The organism is Kribbella sp. NPDC050459 (assembly GCF_040655315.1).
Lineage (GTDB): Bacteria > Actinomycetota > Actinomycetes > Propionibacteriales > Kribbellaceae > Kribbella.
Genome location: NZ_JBFAJQ010000010.1, coordinates 172,936 through 191,307, shown reverse-complemented (window position 1 = coordinate 191,307; position 18,372 = coordinate 172,936). Strand labels below are relative to the sequence as shown.

General features: G+C 69.5%; 14 protein-coding genes. 6 read left to right on the top strand and 8 right to left on the bottom strand.

The window, feature by feature from the left end:
• The first annotated feature begins 12 nt into the window (after window positions 1-12).
• The 5 genes from AB0I12_RS28975 to AB0I12_RS28955 are packed head-to-tail and all read left to right on the top strand — an operon-like array spanning window position 13 to window position 5,281.
• Window positions 13-1,311, top strand: coding sequence for an ABC transporter substrate-binding protein (locus tag AB0I12_RS28975; protein ID WP_359935385.1), 1,299 nt, complete (start codon window positions 13-15; stop codon window positions 1,309-1,311).
• A complete protein-coding gene (locus tag AB0I12_RS28970) occupies window positions 1,311-2,234 on the top strand; it encodes a sugar ABC transporter permease (protein WP_359935383.1) in 924 nt (307 codons plus the stop codon). The genes AB0I12_RS28975 and AB0I12_RS28970 overlap by 1 nt, the downstream gene beginning before the upstream one ends.
• The gene (locus AB0I12_RS28965; RefSeq protein ID WP_355696722.1) at window positions 2,231-3,043 is read left to right on the top strand and encodes a carbohydrate ABC transporter permease; all 813 of its coding nucleotides are present in this window, start codon (window positions 2,231-2,233) and stop codon (window positions 3,041-3,043) included. Before AB0I12_RS28970 ends, AB0I12_RS28965 begins: the two co-directional genes overlap by 4 nt.
• Before the next feature lie 7 nt (window positions 3,044-3,050).
• On the top strand, window positions 3,051-3,986 hold the full coding sequence (locus tag AB0I12_RS28960) for a carbohydrate kinase family protein (protein ID WP_359935380.1): 936 nt from the start codon (window positions 3,051-3,053) through the stop codon (window positions 3,984-3,986).
• A complete protein-coding gene (locus AB0I12_RS28955) occupies window positions 3,983-5,281 on the top strand; it encodes an alpha-glucosidase/alpha-galactosidase (RefSeq protein ID WP_359935378.1) in 1,299 nt (432 codons plus the stop codon). Before AB0I12_RS28960 ends, AB0I12_RS28955 begins: the two co-directional genes overlap by 4 nt.
• Here AB0I12_RS28955 and AB0I12_RS28950 read toward each other — a convergent pair.
• The 3 genes from AB0I12_RS28950 to AB0I12_RS28940 form a co-directional block, all read right to left on the bottom strand.
• Window positions 5,245-6,201: a nitronate monooxygenase gene (locus AB0I12_RS28950; RefSeq protein WP_359935376.1), complete on the bottom strand. Its 957-nt coding sequence runs from the start codon at window positions 6,199-6,201 to the stop codon at window positions 5,245-5,247. The two genes, AB0I12_RS28955 and AB0I12_RS28950, sit on opposite strands and share 37 nt — an antisense overlap.
• 109 nt (window positions 6,202-6,310) lie before the next feature.
• Window positions 6,311-9,286, bottom strand: a complete 2,976-nt coding sequence (gene secA / locus AB0I12_RS28945; RefSeq protein WP_359935374.1) for a preprotein translocase subunit SecA — start codon at window positions 9,284-9,286, stop codon at window positions 6,311-6,313.
• A 188-nt stretch (window positions 9,287-9,474) separates the two neighbouring features.
• On the bottom strand, window positions 9,475-10,686 hold the full coding sequence (locus AB0I12_RS28940) for a crosslink repair DNA glycosylase YcaQ family protein (protein ID WP_359935372.1): 1,212 nt from the start codon (window positions 10,684-10,686) through the stop codon (window positions 9,475-9,477).
• A 134-nt stretch (window positions 10,687-10,820) separates the two neighbouring features.
• Between AB0I12_RS28940 and AB0I12_RS28935 the strand changes: the two genes are divergently transcribed.
• A complete protein-coding gene (locus AB0I12_RS28935; RefSeq protein WP_359935370.1) occupies window positions 10,821-11,636 on the top strand; it encodes a serine protease in 816 nt (271 codons plus the stop codon).
• 3 nt (window positions 11,637-11,639) lie between these two features.
• Here the strand turns inward: AB0I12_RS28935 and AB0I12_RS28930 are convergent, their stop codons facing one another.
• From AB0I12_RS28930 to mtrB, 5 genes are all read right to left on the bottom strand, one after another.
• Window positions 11,640-13,025 carry a ferredoxin reductase family protein gene (locus AB0I12_RS28930; RefSeq protein WP_359935368.1) on the bottom strand — a complete coding sequence of 462 codons (1,386 nt, stop codon included), beginning with the start codon at window positions 13,023-13,025 and terminating at the stop codon, window positions 11,640-11,642.
• 187 nt (window positions 13,026-13,212) lie between these two features.
• The gene (gene raiA / locus AB0I12_RS28925; RefSeq protein ID WP_359935366.1) at window positions 13,213-13,839 is read right to left on the bottom strand and encodes a ribosome-associated translation inhibitor RaiA; all 627 of its coding nucleotides are present in this window, start codon (window positions 13,837-13,839) and stop codon (window positions 13,213-13,215) included.
• Window positions 13,840-14,055: 216 nt separating this feature from the next.
• Window positions 14,056-14,637 (bottom strand): phosphoribosyltransferase family protein, encoded by a 582-nt coding sequence (locus AB0I12_RS28920; protein WP_359935364.1) that lies wholly within the window; start codon window positions 14,635-14,637, stop codon window positions 14,056-14,058.
• Between the two features lie 201 nt (window positions 14,638-14,838).
• Window positions 14,839-16,602 (bottom strand): LpqB family beta-propeller domain-containing protein, encoded by a 1,764-nt coding sequence (locus AB0I12_RS28915; protein WP_359935362.1) that lies wholly within the window; start codon window positions 16,600-16,602, stop codon window positions 14,839-14,841.
• Window positions 16,599-18,275 carry an MtrAB system histidine kinase MtrB gene (gene mtrB, locus AB0I12_RS28910; protein WP_359935360.1) on the bottom strand — a complete coding sequence of 559 codons (1,677 nt, stop codon included), beginning with the start codon at window positions 18,273-18,275 and terminating at the stop codon, window positions 16,599-16,601. Before mtrB ends, AB0I12_RS28915 begins: the two co-directional genes overlap by 4 nt.
• Between the last annotated feature and the right edge of the window lie 97 nt (window positions 18,276-18,372).

Sequence of the window (18,372 nt, the reverse complement as noted above, 5' to 3'; positions counted from 1 at the left end):
CTGGAGACCGTCATGTCTCAGCATGCTCGAAACCTGTCCCGCCGTGACGTCCTGCGCGCGGCCGCCGCCGTGGCGGCCGTCGGCACCGTGGGCGCCTGCGGCAAGAACGACGACGAGGGAGCCGATCCGAACGGCGTCGTGACGCTGGACCTGTGGCACGGCCAGGTTGACCTCGGCAAGGCCGCGATCGACTCACTGATCGCCGCGTTCAACCAGTCGCACCCGAAGATCAAGGTGGTCGGCGGCGGTGGCGGCGTGACCGCGGACAGCATGCTGCAGAAGGTCACCGCGGGACTGGCGGCGGGGTCCTACCCGGACATCGCGTACATCTTCGGGTCGGACCTCGCCAGCCTCACCAAGAGCCCCAAGGTCGCCGATCTCACCGGGCAACTGAAGGTCGACGGCTACTGGCCGGCCGTGAAGGACGCGGTCAGCGTCAAGGGCAAGGTCCGGGCCGCGCCGGCCCTGCTCGACTCGCTGTGCGTGGTCTACAACAAGAAACTGTTCGCGGCCGCCGGGGTGGCGCCGCCGGCGGCAGGCTGGACCTGGGACGACTTCGTGGCCACGTCGAAACAGCTGACCGATCCGGCGAAAGGCGTCTTCGGCACCGGCTGGCCGGGTGTCGGCGACGAGGACACGGTCTGGCGGATCTGGCCGATGATCTGGGACCTCGGCGGCGATGTGGTCAGCGGTGACGGTAAGAAGGCGGGCTTCGACGCGGTCGGCACGAAAGCCCTCGAAACCCTGGACCGGCTGCGCACCGACAAGTCGCTGTACGTCGACCCGAAGCCGGGCAGCGAGCAGCTGTACCAGGTGTTCCTCGGCGGGCGGATGGGAATGGTTGCCACCGGCCCCTGGCAGCTCCCCGAGCTGAAGGACGCCGGCCTCGACTACGGCGTCGTCCCGCTGCCGTCGTACTCGGGGAAGCCGATCACGATCTCCGGGCCGGACACCTGGACGATCTTCGACAACGGCAAGGCCAAGGTGAAGGCCGCCACCGAGTTCGTCAGCTGGCTGGCCGATCCGGCGCAGGACCTGCAGTGGGACATCAAGGGCGGCAGCCTGCCGATCACCAAGGCCACCGCGGAAATGCCCGAGTGGAAGAAGCACTCCGCGGCGACCCACGGGCTGGACGTGTTCGTGACCGCGCTCGACACCGCGAAGGTGCGGCCGACGATCTCGACGTACCCGCAGATCTCGCAGCACGTCGGCGAGGCGATCGCCGCCGTCCTGCTGGGCAAGCAGAGCCCGGCGGACGCACTCAAGCAGGCTGTCGACCAGTGCAACCAGGTGCTGGCGGTGCCGAGCTGATGGCCAGCGTGGTCGGGACGTTCACCGTCGATCCGCGGAGCCGGGCGGCCAAACGGCGGGCGCGTGGTGAAGGTGCGACCGGCTGGGCGTTCGTGAGTCCGTCGGTGGTGCTCATCCTCGGCCTCGGTGTCGTCCCCGTGGTGTGGTCGCTGCTGTTGTCGTTCCAGGTGAACGATCTGGTGTCCCCGAGCCAGTGGGTCGGACTGGCGAACTACCAGGCACTGGTGAAGGACCCGGCGTTCGGGTCGGCGGTAGCGCACACGCTGATCTACACGGCGCTCTACGTCCCGTTGAGTGTGCTCGCCGGGCTGGCGATCGCGATCGCGCTGGACCGGAAGATCGCGTTGATCGGGCTGTACCGGACGCTGGTGTTCGTGCCGTTCGTGGTGTCGGCCGCGGCGCAGGGTGTGCTGTTCTCGTTCGTGCTGGATCCGGAGTTCGGTGTCGCGAACTCCCTGCTGCACAAGGTCGGGCTGCCGGCCCAAGGGTTCTTCAGCGATCCGGGGCAGGCGCTGTACCTGCTGGTCGCGATCTCGTTGTGGAGCGGCACCGGGTTCTGCGTGATCGTCTATCTCGCCGGTCTGCAAGGCGTTTCGACCGATCTGGTCGAGGCCGCGCGGATCGACGGCGCCGGCCGGTGGGGCGTCCTGCGGCATGTGACGCTGCCCGCGCTGACGCCGGTGACGATCTTCCTGCTGCTGTTCCAGACCATCAACGCGCTGCAGGTGTTCGACCTGGTGTTCGTCACCACCAAGGGCGGGCCGCTCGGCTCGACGACGGTGATCGTGTACTTCATCTGGGAGAAGGCCTTCAAGACGTTCACGGCCGGCTACAGCGCGGCGGCCGCGTACACCCTGGCGGTCGCCTTGCTCGTGATCGGTGTCGCCCTGCAGCTCTACCGGAAGCGGGTGGCTGGTCGATGAGGCGGATCAGCGGTTGGCACTTCGTCCTCGCGCCACTGGCGCTCCTGTTCGCGTTGCCGCTGGTCTGGCTGCTGGTCAGCTCGGTGATGAGCAACGCGGAGATCAACCGTTTTCCGCCGGCGCTGTGGCCGCACGGGATCAAGCTGGACGGCTACCGGTACGTGCTCGGAAACGCTCTGTTTCCGCGGTGGTTCCTGAATTCCCTGGTGGTTTCCGCGGTGGCGGTGACCGCGAACCTGGTGCTCGGCTCGCTCGGCGGGTACGCGTTCGCGCGGATCCGGTTCGCCGGTTCGAAGCTCGTGCTCGGGCTGATGCTCGCGACGATGGTCGTCCCGTTCCAGCTGACGATGATCCCGACGTTCCTGGTGATGAAACAGCTCGGCCTGATCGACACGCTCGGCGCGCTCATCGTGCCGTCGCTGGTGACGCCGCTTTCGGTGTTTCTTTTCCGGCAGTTCTTCGTCTCGCTCCCCCGGGAACTCGAGGAGGCGGCCTGGCTGGACGGCTGCGGACGGCTGCGGATCCTGGTGTCGATCGTGCTGCCGCTCGCGCGGCCGGCGTTGAGCACCGTCGCCGTCCTCACGTTCCTCGCGACCTGGAACGACCTGACCTGGCCGTTGATCGCGATCAACAGCGACTCCACATACACCCTCCAGCTCGGACTGACCACGTTCCAGGGACAGCACCACACCCAGTGGTCGGCGGTGATGGCCGGCAACGTCATCACCGTGCTGCCCGTCCTGCTGGGGTTCCTCCTGGCCCAGAAGGCGTTCATCCGCTCGCTGGCCTCCACCGGACTCAAAGGCTGAGACAAATATGTTCGATCTGCTAGTGATCGGTGACGCGAATCCCGACGTGGTCGTCGGGCCCGTCGACCAGCCGATCCTCTTCGGCCAACGGGAACGCCTTGTTCCCGGCGGCTCCCTGGTCCTCGGCGGCTCCGCGTCGATCATGGCCTGCGGCGCGGCCCGGCTCGGTCTCCGCGTCGCCTTCGCAGGCCGCGTCGGCGACGACCCGGCCGGTGACTTCGTCCGTACGTCGCTCGCGGACCGGGACGTGAATGTCGACGCGCTGGTGGTCGACCCATCGCTCCCGACGCCGCTGACCACCATCCTCACCTCGGGGGACGATCGCGCGATCCTGACGTCGCCCGGGTGTTTGCCGAGCACTGTGGCGGAGGATGTCCCGACATCCCTCGTGCGGTCGGTGCGGCATGTGCATGCCGCCTCGTTCTACTTGCTGCCGGAACTGGCGGCAGGACTGGCGGGGATCTTCAAAGAGGCCAAGGCGGCCAAGGCGTCCACCTCGCTGGATCCGAACGACGATCCGGCCGGCAAGTGGGACCGCATGGTTCTCGACCCCGTGCTGCGGGTCACCGACTACTTCCTGCCCAACGCGGCCGAGGCTCTGGCCCTCACCGGCCACCATTCGGTCGAGGACGCTGCCGGCATCCTCGCCCGGCGCCTGGCCCGCCGCGGCACCCACGTAGTCGTCAAGAACGGCCCGGACGGCGCCTTGGCCCACGACGGGACCAGGGTGATCACCGCGCCGGCGTTGAAGGTGGACACGGTCGATGCCGTCGGCGCGGGCGACAGCTTCGACGCCGGCTGGGTCGCCGCCGTACTGAGCGGCTCGAAACCCGAGCGTGCGCTGGCGATCGCGGCTGCCTGCGGCTCCCTCTCGACGCGCGCGGCCGGCGGTACAGCTGCCCAACCCGACTGGGACCTGGCCCTCGGGAGTGTGGCGCCATGACCAAGATCGCGTTCGTCGGGGCGGGCAGCGTGGTGTTCACGCAGGGGTTGCTCGCCGACCTGTTCGCGCTCGAGCTGGGTCCGGTGCACATCGCGTTGCACGACATCGACCCCGAGCGGCTCGACACCGCCGCGGCCGCGGCCTCGTACATCGCTCGGGAGCGTGGCGTCGTACCGCGGATCACCACGCATCTCGAACGGCGGGCGGCGCTCGACGGCGCCGACTTCGTCATCAACATCGTGCAGGTCGGGATGAACGCGGCGACCCACGTCGACTTCGAGATCCCCGCCCGGTACGGGATCCGGCAGACGATCGGCGACACCCTCGGCGTCGGCGGCGTGTTCCGCGCGCTGCGGACGTTCCCGGTCCTGCGGGAGCTCGCGAAGGACATCGCCGAGGTCTGCCCGGACGCCTGGCTGCTCAACTACACCAACCCGATGGTGATGAACGTCTGGTACCTGAAGGCGCTCGGGGTCCGCAACGTCGTCGGGCTCTGCCACTCGGTCTACTGGACGATGCAGGGGCTGTCCGAGCTGGTCGGCGTACCGTACGAGGACGTCAGTTACCTGGCCGCGGGCGTGAACCACCAGTCGTGGGTGCTGCGGTTCGAGCGTGGATCGGAGAACCTGTACGACCGGCTGGACGCGGCGATCGCGGCGGACCCGGAGCTGCGCCGGCGGGTCCGGGTGGACATGTACCGCCGGCTCGGCTGCTATCCGACCGAGACGAGCGAACACTCCGCGGAGTACGTCCCGTGGTACCTCGGCCACACCTCCGAGATCGAACGCCTCCGCCTCCCGATCGGCGCCTACCTCGACATCGTCGCGGACAACCTCGCGTCCTACGAACACACCCGCGATGCCCTGAATGCCGGCGATCCGGTGGACGTCGAACCCACCATGGAGTACGCCCCCCAAATCATCCACAGCATCGTCACCAACACCTCCCGCACCATCTACGCCAACCTCCCGAACACCGGTGGCTTGATTGCCAATCTGCAGGCCGAGGGCGTCGTCGAGGTTCCTTGTCTGGTGGACGGTTCGGGGCTCCAGCCGGTCGCGGTCGGCGAGCTTCCGGCGCAGTGTGCGGCGCTCAACCGGTCGTACCTCAGCGTCGCCGAACTCGTCGTCCGGGCAGCGATCCAGCAAGACCCGCGCGCGATCCGCCAGGCGGTGATGGTCGACCCGGCGACCGCGGCCGCGCTACCCGTCGAGCAGATCTGGGAGCTGTGCGACGCGATGGTGCTTGCTCATCGCAACTACTTGGACCCGCCGTTGAGGGCGGCGCTCAGGTAGCCGCGGTACGTCGCGAAGCCGTCGAGGACCTCGGCGGCTGTCGGCTGACCGGTGAGAGCGCCGACGCCCTGGCCCGCGTAGATCGACGCGCGGGCCGGGTCGGCGGCGCTGGTTCCGTCGACGTACTCGGCGTGACCCGCGTCGTCCGACTTCAGCTCCTGCTCGCGGCCCTCCCAGTTGTCGAAGTACGCGTTGCGGAGCGCCCGCCCGCCGAACTCGTCCGGCCAGCCCGCCCGCGACGCGGCGTCGAACACGGTGCCGTACACGGTGTCGGTCTCATCCGCCTCGATGATCCGCTGCCGCACCGGCTCCTTGGTCAGCGCCTCGACGCAAGTGAGGAACGCCGTACCGATCCACCCGCCCGCCGCACCCGCCGCCAGCACAGCGGCCAGCCCGCGCGGACCGGAGATCCCGCCGCCCGCGAGGACCGGCAGGTCGGTGAGGTCGAGGATCGCCTGCAGCAAAGGCAACGTGGCAACGGCGTTCCGCCCGTGCCCGCCGGCTTCGGCGCCCCGGGCAACGATCACGTCCACCCCGGCCGCCACCGCCTCGCGGGCATCGGCGACGGTGCCCGCCTGGGTCGCGACGACGATCCCGGCCGCCTGCAGCGTCTCGACGTACGGCTGGTAGTTCCCGAAGCTCAGCGACACCAGTGCGGGCTTCAGCTCCAGCATCGCCTCGAGGTGCTCCGGGTGCTCCTCGACGGACCAGGCCATCAACCCGATCCCGTACGGCGCCCCGCCGGCCGCGGCGATCGCGCCCTCGGTCCGGATCCAGTCGGCCGAGACCGCGGACCCCGCGCCGAGCATCCCCAACCCGCCCGCGGCCGAGATCGCCGCCGTCAGCCTCCCGCCGCTCACATTCGCCATCGGCGCCCCCACCACCGGCACCGCGAGCCCGAACCGCTCCGTCAGCCACATACCCCCAGCGCACCACACTCGCCGCCCCCACACCATGTCCCGCGCCACACCACGCGGGACGCAGAACGGCCGGCCCCCGGGATGGGGACCGGCCGTCGATGGATCTGCGTCAGAACTTGTAGACGTCCGACTGGGGATCGCCGTGGCAGCGCTTGTACTTCTTGCCGGAGCCGCACGGGCAGGCGGCGTTGCGCGGCGTGCCGGCGTACTCCAGCTTGCCGTCCTCGACGGCGTCGGTGTGCATCGCGACCTCGTCGTCACCGTCGATGGTCGGCGCCGAGTACGTCAGGCGCTGCGGCCGCTGCTCGTTGGTGAGCCCCTTGGCGCGCAGGCGCGGCGTGTCCCGCGGCCGCGGGGTGTCCTGCGGCCGCTCCTCGTCGGCGGTCCGGCCGGCGAACTCCGCGATCGGTGCGCCCGGGGTGAGGATGTCCTGGATCCGCTTGCCCTCGAGGCTGTCCTCGTCGGCCAGCGCCGCCTCGTTCGCGAGCTCCATCTCGGCGCGCATCGCCTCGACGTCGACCTCGACGTTGAAGATGAAGCCGACCGACTCCTCCTTGATGGACTCCATCATCGCGGCGAACATGTCGTACCCCTCGCGCTGGTACTCGACCAGCGGGTCACGCTGCGCCATCGCGCGCAGGCCGATGCCCTCGCGCAGGTAGTCCATCTCGTACAGGTGCTCGCGCCACTTGCGGTCCAGCACGCTCAGGACGACACGACGCTCCAGCTCCCGCATCGCCTCCTCGCCGAGCAGCTCTTCACGCCGCTCGTACGCCGCGGTGGCGTCCTCGATGAACCGCTCGATCAGGAAGTCCTGCGTCAAGCCGGCCTTCTCGCCACCGGCCTCCTCGATCAGCTCCTCCTCGGTGAGCTCCGTCTGGTACAGCGTCTTCATCGCGGTGAACAGCGCGTCCAGGTCCCAGTCCTCGGCGAAGCCGTCCGCGGTCGCGCCCTGCACGTAGCCGGTGACGGTCTCCTCGAGCATGTCCTGCACCTGCTCGCGCAGGTCGGCGCCCTCGAGCACGCGACGGCGCTCGTCGTACACGACGTGCCGCTGCCTGTTCATCACGTCGTCGTACTTGAGGATGTTCTTCCGGGTCTCGAAGTTCTGCGCCTCGACCTGGCCCTGCGCGGACGCGATCGCCTTGGTGACGACCTTGTTCTCCAGCGGCTGGGAGTCGTCGTTGTTCCGCGACATCGCCCAGTCGACCATCTCGCGCTTGAACAGCCGCATCAGGTCGTCCTCGAGCGACAGGTAGAACCGGGACTTGCCGGGGTCGCCCTGGCGGCCGGCGCGACCGCGCAGCTGGTTGTCGATCCGGCGGGACTCGTGCCGCTCGGTGCCGAGCACGTACAGGCCGCCGAGCTCGCGGACCTCGGTCTGCTCCTCCTTGACCTGCTTCTCGAACTGCTCGAGCATCTCCGGGTACTCGGACTCGTACTGCTCGATGTCCTCGGCCGGGTCGATACCGCGGGCGCGCAGCTCCTTGTCGGCGAGGAACTCGGGGTTGCCGCCGAGGATGATGTCGGTACCACGGCCGGCCATGTTGGTGGCCACCGTGACCGCACCCTTACGGCCCGCCTCCGCGACGATCGCCGCCTCCCGCGCGTGCTGCTTCGCGTTCAGCACCTCGTGCTTGATGTTCTCCTTGAGCAGCTGCCGGGACAGCCGCTCGGACTTCTCCACCGACGTCGTACCGACCAGGATCGGCTGACCGGTGGCGTGCACGTCGACGATGTCCTTGACCACCGCGTCGAACTTGGCGTCCTCGGTGCGGTAGATCAGGTCCCGCTCCTCGACCCGGATCATCGGCCTGTTGGTCGGGATCGGGACGACGCCGAGCTTGTAGACCTTCGAGAACTCGTTCGCCTCGGTCATCGCCGTACCGGTCATGCCGGCCAGCTTGTCGTAGAGGCGGAAGTAGTTCTGCAGCGTGATCGTCGCGAGGGTCTGGTACTCCTCCTTGATCTCGACGCCTTCCTTGGCCTCGATCGCCTGGTGCAGACCCTCGTTGTAGCGGCGGCCGTGCAGCGTCCGGCCGGTGTGCTCGTCGACGATCAGGACCTCGCCGTTGTCGACGACGACGTAGTCCTTGTCCCGGTGGAACAGGTCCTTGGCCTTCAGCGCGTTGTTCAGGTAGCTGATCAGCGGGGTGTTGGCCGACTCGTACAGGTTGTCGATGCCGAGGCGGTCCTCGACCTTCTCGATACCGCGCTCGAGGATCGCGACCGTGCGCTTCTTCTCGTCCACGTCGTAGTCGGCGACCCGGCGCTTGGTCTCGTCGATCTCGAGGTCGGTGACCCGGGGGTTCTTCCGCTTCAGCTCCGCCTCGTCGGCCAGCGTCCAGGCCTTCAGCGTGTTCGCGATCCGGGCCATCTCGACGTACCAGCGCTGGGAGTCCTCGGCCGGGCCGGAGATGATCAGCGGGGTCCGGGCCTCGTCGATCAGGATCGAGTCCACCTCGTCCACGATCGCGTAGTTGTGCTCGCGCTGGACGCAGTCCTCGATGCTGCCCGCCATGTTGTCGCGCAGGTAGTCGAAGCCGAACTCGTTGTTGGTGCCGTAGGTGATGTCCTTGGCGTAGGCGATCCGGCGCTCCGCGGGCGACATCTCCGGCAGGATCACGCCGTAGTCGAGGCCGAGGAAGTGGTACACCCGGCCCATCCACTCGGCCTGGTACTTGGCCAGGTAGTCGTTCACCGTGACCACGTGCACGCCCTTGCCGGACAGCGCGTTCAGGTACGTCGGGAGCGTGCCGACCAGCGTCTTGCCCTCACCGGTCTTCATCTCGGCGATGTTGCCGAGGTGCAGCGCCGCGCCGCCCATGATCTGGACGTCGTAGGGCCGCTGGTGCAGGGTCCGCTTGGCCGCCTCCCGGACCACCGCGAAGGCCTCCGGGAGCAGCGCGTCGAGAGACTCCCCGTTCTCGTGGCGCTCCTTGAACTCCGCGGTCTGCGCGCGCAGCTCCTCGTCGGACATCGTGACGAAGTCGTCCTCGATGGAGTTGACCATCTTCGCGATGCCCTGCAGCTGGCGCAGGATCTTGCCCTCGCCGATCCGCAGGACCTTGTCGACAACCTTCATGGTGGGGAGTTCACTCCTTGCTGCTGAAGCCTGGGTTGCGGCCGAACGCCGACAGGGCGCGCCGACCCCTCCCGGGAAGGCGTGCGTCCCCCATCGTACGGGGCCGGGTGTGCCAAGCCACGCCCGCAGCGTGCCTCGAGCCCTACCGGACCCACGCGTGAGCGCGCCGGAAAGTTCCCGGGATCTCCTCAGGAGCCTCGCAGGGCGTCACTGAGCGCTGGCGAAAGGTCACCGCCGCCGGCCACCCGGACCTGGTCCAGCCCGAGCCATCCGGCCAGCTGGACCAGCTCCGCGGCCAGCTCCTCGGCGGTCTCCACCGGCGCCTTCGGCTCCGCGTGCGCCGACTGGACGAGCAGCACGCCGCCGGGGCGGTCGGCCTTCAGGTCCACCCGCGCGACCAGCCGGTCGCCGAGCAGGAACGGGAGCACGTAGTACCCGTGGATGCGCTTCTCGGCCGGCACGTAGATCTCGATCCGGTACCGGAAGTCGAAGAGGACCTCGGTCCGGGTGCGCTCGAAGACCAGCGAGTCGAACGGGCTGACCAGGGCCCGGGTATTCACCCGGCGGGGCAGCCGCGCGTCGCGGTGCAGGTACGCCGGGCGCTTCCAGCCGTCGATCTGCACCGGCAGCAGCTCGCCCTCCTCGACCAGCTCGGCGATCGCCTGCAAGGTCGGCTCGGGCGCGGTCCGGAAGTAGTCCCGCAGGCACTGCGCGGTCGCCACCCCGTGCGCCCGGGCCGCGATCGACACCAGCCCGCGGTGCGCCTCGTCGAGCGTCGGCGTCGGCGTGTCGACCACCGCGCGGGGCAGCACCCGCTCGGGGACGTCGTACAGCCGCTCGAACTGCTGGTTGCGCCGGGCGACGGTGATCTCCCCGGCGAAGAACAAGAACTCCAGGGCGCGTTTCACGTCGGACCAGTTCCAGCCCCAGTTGTCCCGCGCCCGCTCGACATCGTCGTCGATCTCGCGGGCGGTCAGCGGGCCGTGGGTCTGCACGTCGGCCAGCACCTGCTTGATCAGGTCCGGCCGCTCCTTCGCGATCGACCGCGGGCCGCCCCAGGCCTCGGTCGTCGCGCGGGCCATCCGCCAGCGCATCAGCGGATGCGTCTCGACCGGGATCAGCGACGCCTCGTGCGCCCAGTACTCCACCAGGCGGCGCGGGGCCTTGCCGGCGGCGCGGTCCAGCAGCTCCCGCGGATACGGCCCGAGGCGCGAGTAGAGCGGCAGGTACTGCGTGCGGCTCAGGACGTTGACCGAGTCGATCTGGATCAGCCCGATCCGGCCGAGCACCCGGGACAGCGCCCGCGCGTCGGGAACGCCCTTCGGCCGGGGGTCCATGAACCCCTGCGCCGCCAGCGCGACCCGTCGCGCCTGAGCCGTCGACAGCACCTCAGTCGTCATGACGGAGATTGTGCCGGAGCCCACCGACATAACTCTGAAGTTACCGAAAGTGGGAGGTGCGCTACGCATGGTGTTCGGGAGAGCCTGCCAGGAGGCCGTCCGCCCGTGCGGCCCCTATCACCCTGGAGTGAGGCATGACAGGAAAGAAGCAGGTGGTCCGCGCTGCCCTCGCGGCCGGCGTACTGACCGCGGCGTCCCTCGGTGCGGTGGCCGTAGCAGGCTCCGCGTCGGCCGCGCAGTCGCCGGACGGACCCAAGACCCGGATCGTCGGCGGCACCATCGCCCACACCGCCGACACGCCGTGGGCCATCCAGCTGTCGAACAGCAACTCCCCCGACCCGACCGGTGAGTACTGCGGGTCGACGCTGGTGGCGGCGAACAAGATCGTCACCGCGGCCCACTGCTCCACCGAGGCCGCGTCGACGTACACCGCGATCCAGGGCCGCGACGACCTCGCCGACAAGTCGACCGGCAAGGAGTCCAAGATCAGCAGCATCTGGGTGGACCCGGAGTACGGGAAGTCGCCCGGCCACGACGTCGCCGTGATGACGCTGGCGACCCCGTTCGAGGGTGTCGACACGCTGGCGCTGGAGACCGACAAGGCGGCCGACGCGGCCGGCGCCGCCTCGATCGTGTACGGCTGGGGCGAGACCGAGGGCACCGGCCCGGCGGCCACGTTCCAGAAGGTCGACGTACCGGTCCTCGGCGACGCGTACTGCGAGAAGGCGTACGCGAGCGAGGGCTACACCGCCGACGGCGAGATCTGCGCCGGGTACGAGGAGGGCGGCAAGGACTCCTGCCAGGGCGACTCCGGCGGCCCGCTGGTCCTGAACGGCCGCCTGTTCGGTGTCGTGTCCTGGGGCATCGGCTGCGCGGACGCCGGCAACCCGGGCGTGTACGCCGAGGTCGCGACGTACGCGGCAGAGCTGCAGCAGCAGATCGACAGCTAGGTCCTAAACCGAACCGAAGCGTTCGGTGTGGATCCGGCGCAGCGGAACACCGAGTGCGGCCAAGTCGTGGCTGACCGAGGTCACCATGGGCTGCGGGCCGCACAGGTAATAGTGGAGCCGGTGGTACCGGCGCGGGAGATTGCGGCTGAGCAGGTCGTGATCGATCCGCCCGGTCTCACCGGTCCACTCCGGTCCGGGCTCGCTCACCACCTTGACGACCTTGAGGTGCAGCCGTGCCCGGACCTCCTCGACTTCGGGGAGCAGCATCAGCTCGTGCTCTCGGCGGGCTGCGAGGATCAACCGGACCGGACGCTGATCGCCGCGGTCGGCCATCGTCCGGAGCATGCTGAGCAACGGCGTGACCCCGACCCCGGCCGCGATCAGCACGAACCCCGGCACGCTGTCGAGGCCCGCCATGGTGAAGCCGCCGTACGGACCGTCCAGAAAGACGCGCCGGCCGGGCCGCAGGCCGACGAGCAACTCGGTGAAGTCCCCGAGCGCCTTGATGGTGAACTCCATTCGGTCCGGATGCTCGGCCGTCGAGGCGATGCTGAACGGATGCTCCTCGAAAACGAACGGCGTCGACCCGATCTTGAGCCAGACGAACTGTCCCGCGACGAACGGCAGCCCAGGATGCCCGTCCGCCTGGATCACCAGAGTCACACCGTCGCCCGGCACTGCGCGCACAGAAGCCACGACGTAGGCGTACCGGCGGGCGCGCATCGGCAGCACGATCCACCGGCGCGCAGCCAGCCCCGCCACGAGCAGTCCGGAGAGGACGAACCAGGCGGCCAGCAGCGTGTGCGAAACGAGGTGCCGGAGCCACCAGACATGCAGCCAGGCGGTGACCAGCACCACCGCGACGAGCCCGTTGTGCACCAGCCGCCAGCCCTCGTACCGCGGCTGGCGCCGAGCTCGCCGCAGCGCGAGTACGACGATCAGCACCAGCGCCACCGTCGATGTCACCGCGGCCCGGGCCGCCCAGGTCGTGTGCCAGAGCGCAAGGATCGACAGATGGCGCGGATCGAAGACCAGCACTGCGACCAGGTGTACGACCACGAGGACGACGGCGATCGTCGCGATCAACCGGTGCACCGTGAGGATGGTCTCGATCCCGAACGACGAGATCAGCCACGGCAGCCGCGCGGGGAGGACGACGGCCACCACCAGCGCCGAGAACGCGACCAGTCCGGCGCTGAGCTCGATCGCCCCGCCCGCATCCGACTCCGCGACCCCGATCGCTCCCCAGGCGAGGAGCAGGGGAATCACCAGGACGTCGAGGTACAGCACGAACCACGCGAATCGCGACAGCGGACCGTGCAGCCGCGCCGAGACGCGGTGCCGGACCACGGCGGCCCGGCTTCCGGGGACGCGGGACTCCTTCGGCACCCTCGGAAACTACGCTGTCGAGGGCGGGCCGGGAAGGGAAAAGCGGTCGCCAGGAGCTGACCGATTCGGCATTCCCGGACCGAGCGTCAATCAGGCGTAAAAGAAGCCGCGGACCGGGTTTACCCGGCCCGCGGCTGCGGTATCTCCTCCCGAATCTCGCGAGGTTCGCCACCAACGAGCGAACGGTTCAGACGGCCAGCCTGATCACGCCGTAGTCGTAGCCGCGACGGCGGTAGACGACGCTCGGCTGGTTCTCGTCCGCGTCGACGAACAGGTAGAAGTCGTGCCCGACCAGTTCGAGCTCGTAGAGCGCCTGGTCCAGGGTCATCGGCTTGGCGGTGTGGGTCTTCTCGCGCATCACCAGCGGACCGTCGCCGGTGACCGTGAGAGATCCGTACTTGTGCGTCGCCACCTCGTCCTCGGCGACTGGTTCCTCCACTAGAGGTGCGTTGCCGGCAACCGGCTGCTTCGCGTTCACGTGCCGCAGGCCTTCCGGCGTCCGCTCACCCCGGTGCACCCGGCGCCGGTCGGCCGCCTTGCGGACCTGGGACCGGAGCCGGTCCAGGCAGACGTCGAACGCCGCCTGCTTGGTCTCGCCGCACGCCTCTGCGCGGACCACCGGACCCTTGGTGTACATGGTGAGCTCGACACGCATCGCCCGATCGTGCTGTCGCGGGTTCTTCTCCTGGCTGACTTCCACCTCGCACCGCAGTACCCGATGATCGACTTTCTCGATTCGCTCGAGTTTTTCCTCGACGTACTGCCGGAAGCGGTCACTGACCTCGCAGTGATGACCCTTGACAACGACGTCCACGGAAACCTCCATCGATCGGCGACTTCTTTTACGTGTTCGGACCCCCGTACTCGTGGTGACGGTGCCCGAAACGAGAACACCCGCTGTCGAACCCGTCGGACCCGGTGGCAAGGAATCCGGCTGATCCGGTCCTTCGCCACTCCACTGCCCGACAAGCCCTAGCGGGTGTCATAGGCCAACGCTAGTCGGCTTCGGCGAAAACCGGTAGGGAAGTTCTCATGAACCAGACGCCCGGTGTCTCGCGGTCGCGGCCAGCAGCGCGCAGCCGAGCACCCGGATTCCCCGGGATTCCAAGGCGCGGCAGGCTTCGGTGAGCGTGGATCCGGTGGTGATCACGTCGTCCGCCAGCAGGACCGGTTGATCGATCAGCGTTTCAGCCCAGCGCGAACGCACCCCGAAAACCCCGTCCAGGTTGGCGGTCCGGCGTTCCGCGGACAGCCCGGCCTGGTCGTCGGGGCGCCCGACGACCCGCAGCGCGCCGGCCGTGCGAGCGTCGATTCCCTGTCTGCGCAGGGATCTGACGGCAGCTTTCGTAATCCGCAGCAGCGGGTCGTGCCCCCGTGTGCGGACGGTTGCCCGCGGCGACGGCACCGGACAGACCCACGCCGCCTGCCGGTCCCCGAGCGCGGTTCGTACGACGTCGGCCAGCAGCCGGCCGAGCGGCCGGGCCAGGGCGTAGCGGGCGTGCTCCTTGTGCGCGAGGATCAGGTTGCGGAGCTCCCCGGCGTACGGCGCGGCGGCGGTCGGCGGCGCCAGCCCGGGCGGACTCGGGTCCGGCCAGGCACGGAACGGAGTCATCCCCGTCAGTAGCCGACGGCAACCACCACAGAGAGTGACCCCCGGCCGCTCGCACCCGGCGCACCGCCCGCCCAGCACCAGGTCCGCGACCCCGTCCCACCCCCGCACCACCTCACGGTCCCCGGTTTCTCCGGTCCCGCGCAACCAGGCCCACGCGTCCCTGTGGACAACCCGCTGTCGCCAGAGGTTGGCGCAGCGGGATCAGCCGGGGTAGGTGGGCTCGATCGGGCCCTGGATGTCGCCGGGGTCGGGAGAGACCCAGATCAGGTCCTTGCTGAGCCAGTGGATGCGGCCGGTGTCGTCCTGGATCACCGGGAGGGTGTCCTTGTTCGGGTTCGACGCGACGCGCTGCGGGACGAAGTCGGGCGTCGACCCGGGCAGCAGCTGCAGGCTGGAGCCGTCGGGGCTGGCCAGCCAGGCCTGACGCGCCGAGCTGGCGTTGCCGCCGGAGCCGATCACGATGATGCCCTGCTTGTTCCAGGCCGCGTCGGTGATGTTGGTCAGCGCCAGCCGGAGCGGCCGGAACGCGCCGAGCACCCGGCGCTTGCCGTCGGGAGCGGTCTGGATCGCGGCGGTCTGGACGTAGTTCTGCTTGCTGCCGGCCGCCTGCATCACGAGCAGCACCCGTACGCCGTCGGGGGCCATCCGCAGCGCGACCGGGGTGTCGCCCTTGAAGTCGGTGTCGATGACGTCGAGCGGCCCGTCGTGGTTGCGGAGCCGCAGCCGCGGGTGGTCGCTGTCGGCCCGGTCCAGGAACCACAGGTTGTCCTGGTCGTCGAAGCTCGGCGGCAGGGTCTTCCCCTCGAGATCGATCTTCGCCTGGTCGACGTCCTTGTCGCCCGGGTCCAGCTTGCCGTAGACGAGGTGCTTCCCGTCGGCGGTGACGATCGCCCCGGCGTCGCCGGCCAGCGTCACCGCGAGCGACTGCGCCTTGTACAGCGCCAGTGGCCCCGCGTTCAGCGGCTGGGCGGCGATGTCCGACGCCCCGTCCAGGCCGACGATCCGGTGCGGCTTCTGCTTCAGCAGACCGAAGAGCTTGGTCGCCGTCCCGGCCGGCACCTGCGGGTCGTACGGGCTGAAGTTGGCGAACGGCAGGACCTCCGGGTCGTCAGGCAGCAGCGGTGCGCCGCCGACCGTGATCTTGGCCCGCAGGTTCAGCTGGTTGAGGGTCCAGACGATCTGCGCCGCCAACAGCCGCCGGTCCTGGTCGCGGAGCGAGACGGCGGCATCGTTCAGCGCCACCGTGGCCACACCGAGGTCCACCGGGACCGAAACCTGCACTTCGGTGCCGGGCGGCGCAATGGACACCACGCCGTTCCCGAGCCGGCTGGTCGGGCCTTTCAGCAGCTCTTGGACGAGCTGAGTCGCGGCCTGGCCGGACGGGAGGTTCTGCGGCAGCCAGACCTGGTCCGGTACGAGCAGGTCGCGGGACTGGTTGAAGAAGTACAGGTCCCGGGATGCGAGCTTCAGGTCGACCTGGTTGCTGCCGAGGTACGCCCCCGGCGGCGGTGTGTCCACGCGGAGCTGTCCGTCGATCTTCTTGAGCCTGAAGAAGAAGTCGGCCGGCTCGTCGGCCTTCGCCGGGATCCACTCGCCGCGTGCGCCGATGGTCGCGATCTTGCGGGCGGTCAACTGGATGCCGCCGGCCTTCCGGGTCAGCGAGTCGGCGCTCTGTTCGTACACCACGGTCTGCGACTCCGGCCGCCACTCTCCGGCGGCGTCCGGGGTCATGTACTGCCGCGCGACGTCGTACGCCTGGGAGTCCGACATCGCCTCCAGGAAGCCGCTGACGATCGCCATGTCGCCGACGTTCGCCCTCGGCGGCTTGGCCTCGACGCCGACGCCGCCCAGGTCCGGCGCCAGCCCCTGCCGCTCGCCGTTGCGGATGGTGCCCTTGGTCGGCACGGCCGCACAGCCGCCCAGCATCACCACGGCCAGCACGGCCGCGACCAGCCTGCGCTTCATCGCTCCTCACCGCCGCTCAGCTTCTGGTACGGCGCGCCGACGTCGACGAGTTCGGTGACCACGCGGGTCGCGTCGGCCGGCCGCGGCGGCAGCGGCGAACCGGTGAGCGCCACGTCCGGACGGCGCGGCAGCGTCAGCCGGAAGTACGCGCCGTCGCCGGGCGAGCCCCACGCGTCCAGGCGGCCGCCGTGCAGCCGGGCGTCCTCGAGCGCGATCGACAGGCCGAGGCCGGTGCCGCCGGTGGTCCGCGCCCGGGCCGGGTCGGCCCGCCAGAACCGGCTGAACACCATCTCGGCCTCCTCCGGCCGGAACCCGACGCCGTGGTCGCGGACGGCCACCGCGGCGGCCTCCTCGTCGTACGCCGTGCTGATCCGGATCGGCAGGCCTTCGCTGTGCTCGATCGCGTTGCCGATCAGGTTCCGCAGGATCCGCTCGATGCGGCGGGAGTCCACCTTGGCCCGGCACGGGCGCGGCATGTCCAGCTGGACCTCGCAGCCCTTCCGCTGGACCAGGGTCTCGTGGTTCTCCAGCACCCGGTTGACGATGTCGCGCAGGTCGACGTCCTCCAGGTCCAGGGCGGCCGCTCCGGCGTCGAACCTGCTGATCTCCAGCAGGTCGGCGAGCAGCTCCTCGAACCGGTTGAGCTCGTTCTGCAGCAGCTCCACCGAGCGCCGGCTGATCGGGTCGAACTGGTCACGGCTCTCGTGCAGCAGGTCGGCGGCCATCCGCACCGTGGTGAGCGGCGTCCGCAGCTCGTGGGACACGTCCGACACGAACCGGCGCTGCAGCCGCGACAGCTCCTCCAGCCGGCGGATCTGGCGCTGCAGGTTGGACGCCATCTTGTTGAACGACACCGCCAGCCGGGCCAGGTCGTCGGTGCCGCGGACCTGCATCCGCTCCTCGAGCTTGCCGGCCGCCAGCCGCTCGGCGATCCGGCGGGCCATCCGCACCGGCGTCACGACCTGCCGGGTGACCAGCCAGGCCACCGCGCCGAGCAGGACGATCAGCAACAGCCCCGCGGTCACCAGGGCGCGCTGGACGACGTCCAGCGTCTCCTGCTGCGCGGTGAGCGGGAACAGGAAGTAGATCGCGTACTTGTCACCGGTCGAGTCGATCCGGATCTGCGAACCGATCACCAGGCCCGGGACGCTGGGGCTGTCGCGGTAGTTGATCAGCGTGTACGTGTCCCAGAGCTTGGAGCCGTCGCTCACCACGGACGAGGACAGCGGCTGCGGGATCGAGTCGCTGTTGACCAGTCCGGTGTAGCGGATCGCGTTGGACGCCGCCTGGTCGGTCGGCACCAGCAGGACGTCGTACAGGCCCGGGCGGTTGGAGCCGAGAACCAGCTCGGACAGCTGCTGGTTGACGAGGTTCGGGTTGGCGGCGTCGAGGCTGACGGACAGCTGCTGGAGCTGGGCGCGCACCTCGGCCTGGGCGCTCATCCGGCGCGACTCCAGGACACCGTCGGTGACCTGGCTCATCATCACCCAGCCGACCAGGATCAGCACCAGCGTCGACATCAGCAGGGTGCCGGTGACGATCCGGGCCTGGATGGACCGCCGCCAGATGTCGGGCCAGTGCTTGGGGTGCGTCCGCCACAGCGGCTGCGGCTGGGCAGCCCAATCCGCCGCGGCGGCGGTCAGCTCCAGCTCCGTCCCGCGGGACTCGGCCACCTCCTGCTCGGGAGGTGCCGACGGCTGCCCGCTCCGGTGATCAGTGATCTGACCGGTGTGCACCTCGTGACCGGGGTCCACCACCTGGTCGCCGGCG